Below are 2,572 nucleotides of genomic sequence, written 5' to 3' on the forward strand. Positions count from 1 at the left end.
TGCCCGTCAGCGGCCACAACCGTCATCTCCAACCCAGGGATCCTCACATCGAAGAAACTCATTGCCGAACCGTTAATGATACGAAGGCGCACTTTTTCACCAGGCTTAAACAATGCTGACCAGTTCATCTGTGAATCGCGGCCATTCATCAGGTAGGTATAAGTACTGCCCGTCACATCCGCAATATCACGGGGGCTCATTCGCATTTGCCCCCACATTTCTCGTTGCTTCCAGGTTTTCTCTAACCCTTGCTGTCGCACGTCCTCGAAGGTCTCAAATATCGTACGTTTTTGATAGTTATAGTACCCCTCCGCAACTTTCAAGTTACGAAAAACCTCATCTGGATCTTCGAATGTCCAGTCGCTGAGAATAATGGTATGTTCTCGATCAGCACCAATGTCTCCGTCCTTGGGTTCAATCACTAACGGCCCTAGGTGTCCCAATTGCTCCTGCAAACCGGAATGGCTGTGATACCAATAAGTTCCGTTTTGCTCGACATCGTAGCGGTACTTGAACGTTCGTCTTGGCTTTATCCCTTCGAAAGATACGCCTGGCACACCATCCATGTTCTCGGGCAATATAATTCCGTGCCAGTGAATTGACGTGTCTTCCGACAACCGGTTAGTCACATTTAGCTTTGCTCGCTGCCCTTCTTTTAAACGAATCAAAGGGCCCGGCATTTGGCCATTGATGGTTATTGGTGTTCCTACTTTATTTCCCACCAGCAGTGGAGACTTTGCAATGGTGAGATCAATCTCATCGTTTGTCAGAACCTGATCCTTAAAACTGCGCCCCTGAGGAACAGCCCAAGTCGGGGCTACTTTGGCGATTGCTAAAGCAGATGCCACAGTGAATGCAGATTTAATAAACTTTCGACGCCCTTTATTAAACTCATTGTTCATGATGACGCTCCTCTTTTGAGGTTAAATGTTGATGACGTTGGACGCCCTTTTTCTTATCAGACGACTCATCAGAAATCGATGATTTAAACCCTTTAATCGCACTACCAAGATCGGCTCCCAGGGTTCGTAGCTTTTTACTACCAAAAAGGAGAATGACGATAACCAGTAAAATTCCTAGCTGAACCATGCTCATGCCGCCAAATCCCATAGCTAAAACCCTCCATTTGAGAGTGTTTGTTGTTGTTCTGAACTCGCTATCTGCTGATAGGGTATTACTGAGCCGTCTTGTTTGATTTCATAGACCGTATAAGGCTGAAACCGACTGCCCATTTCCATGCCGACTGACCCTACCGGCATGCCTGGAACGGTTAGCCCTATTCCGTTCTCTGACTTTTCCCCAGCTAAATAATTAGAAACCAATGTAGGAGGAACATGTCCCTCAAAGACATAGCCATTATCAGAAATGGCGGTATGACAAGATTGAACTGCCGCACTAATACCGGAGTCACGTTTTAGTTGAGTCAGGTTGTTCGGATGTTCTACGGACACACTAAAGCTATCCGGTAAAGCTTGTAACCACTGTTCACAGCAACCGCAGTTCGGATCTTTCAGAACAGTTAGCAACGGCTCCTCTGAACCAGTTACAGACGCGGACACGGAAAACAGGATCGCTAAAACAGCGATATTGCGTTTGATAGACATAATTATTTACCAATTAATAAGTTTTAAAGGAACACGCCGAGCGTGTGCTAAATTTTTAGTAACTTATTAAGCGGTAATTATTGGGGGGCGGAATAAATTAGACGCGTGTTTAGCGCGAATTAAAGTGTCAATGGGAGCATAGACTTTTGAAGAAAGATTAACTGCAAGGGCATTAACGGACGAAAGCTGACCAATAAACAAAACTGAACTGCCGGAGCAATGCCGAACGGTCATGTCAGCACAGCACGAATTGTGCTTTTGCTCTTCATGCTCACAATCACTTGCGTCCGCTTTCTGCACCATGCTGTGCTGCATTTGCCCGTCATCATGGCATGCGTGAGCATCTGCCGTTTGCGAAAACGACATCGACACTAATAGCACTGCCATTACTAACAGAATTCGAATGTGCACGAGCACCCTGCTTTTTTGCAAGTTAATAAATTTTAGTTTAACGTCATTTAAACGCATGTCAAATAAGGAGCAGATAATGATGAATCACGAAATGTTCGCTGGTATGGGGTTCCTATGGATGCTGATCGTGGGAGCTATTTTCATTGTTCCTGCCTGGCGTATCTGCCAACGAATTGGCTATCCTGGCCCATTGGGTTTATTAATCGTCGTCCCTTTTGCAAACATAGTGCTTCTGTATTTCATTGCTTTTGGGCCATGGAAAAGTGTTGATAAATAACAAATTCACTTTAACCAAAGTGACAGGTATAGCTGCTCACCTCTAGCTAAGTGGCCAAATTTATTGGCCACTCCACTTTACAAAAGTTATAGCCCATTATTAGCTATCTCCCAATTGCTGGGCGAGCATTAGGTCTACTGAAAAATTAAAGCTGAAGTTTTAGTAACAAGGTAAGTAACACGCTTGAACCTTAATATTTTTTATCCACGATAAAACAATAAGTTATTAGATCCAATCGATTCCGCCTCCGGCACCATTATTCAGAAAAAGCCAGTCTTCG

Annotated in this window: 4 protein-coding genes; 1 reads left to right on the top strand and 3 read right to left on the bottom strand. The window is 44.5% G+C overall.

Going from position 1 to position 2,572, the window contains the following annotated elements; translation table 11 throughout:
- The 3 genes from A10D4_RS13180 to A10D4_RS13190 all read right to left on the bottom strand — a co-directional run.
- Positions 1-902 (bottom strand): multicopper oxidase domain-containing protein (locus tag A10D4_RS13180; RefSeq protein WP_008490102.1); only part of this gene is annotated, 902 nt, incomplete at its 3' end.
- A complete protein-coding gene (gene tatA / locus A10D4_RS13185) occupies positions 892-1,110 on the bottom strand; it encodes a twin-arginine translocase TatA/TatE family subunit (protein WP_008490104.1) in 219 nt (72 codons plus the stop codon). The genes A10D4_RS13180 and tatA, both read right to left, overlap by 11 nt.
- A 2-nt stretch (positions 1,111-1,112) precedes the next feature.
- A complete protein-coding gene (locus A10D4_RS13190; RefSeq protein ID WP_008490105.1) occupies positions 1,113-1,604 on the bottom strand; it encodes a DUF411 domain-containing protein in 492 nt (163 codons plus the stop codon).
- A gap of 487 nt (positions 1,605-2,091) precedes the next feature.
- Here A10D4_RS13190 and A10D4_RS13200 point away from each other — a divergent pair, with 487 nt between their 5' ends.
- Complete coding sequence (locus A10D4_RS13200; protein ID WP_008490106.1) at positions 2,092-2,292, top strand: hypothetical protein; 201 nt, start codon at positions 2,092-2,094, stop codon at positions 2,290-2,292.
- Positions 2,293-2,572 lie beyond the last annotated feature (280 nt).

The organism is Idiomarina xiamenensis 10-D-4, from assembly GCF_000299895.1.
GTDB classification, from domain to species: Bacteria; Pseudomonadota; Gammaproteobacteria; order Enterobacterales; family Alteromonadaceae; genus Idiomarina; species Idiomarina xiamenensis.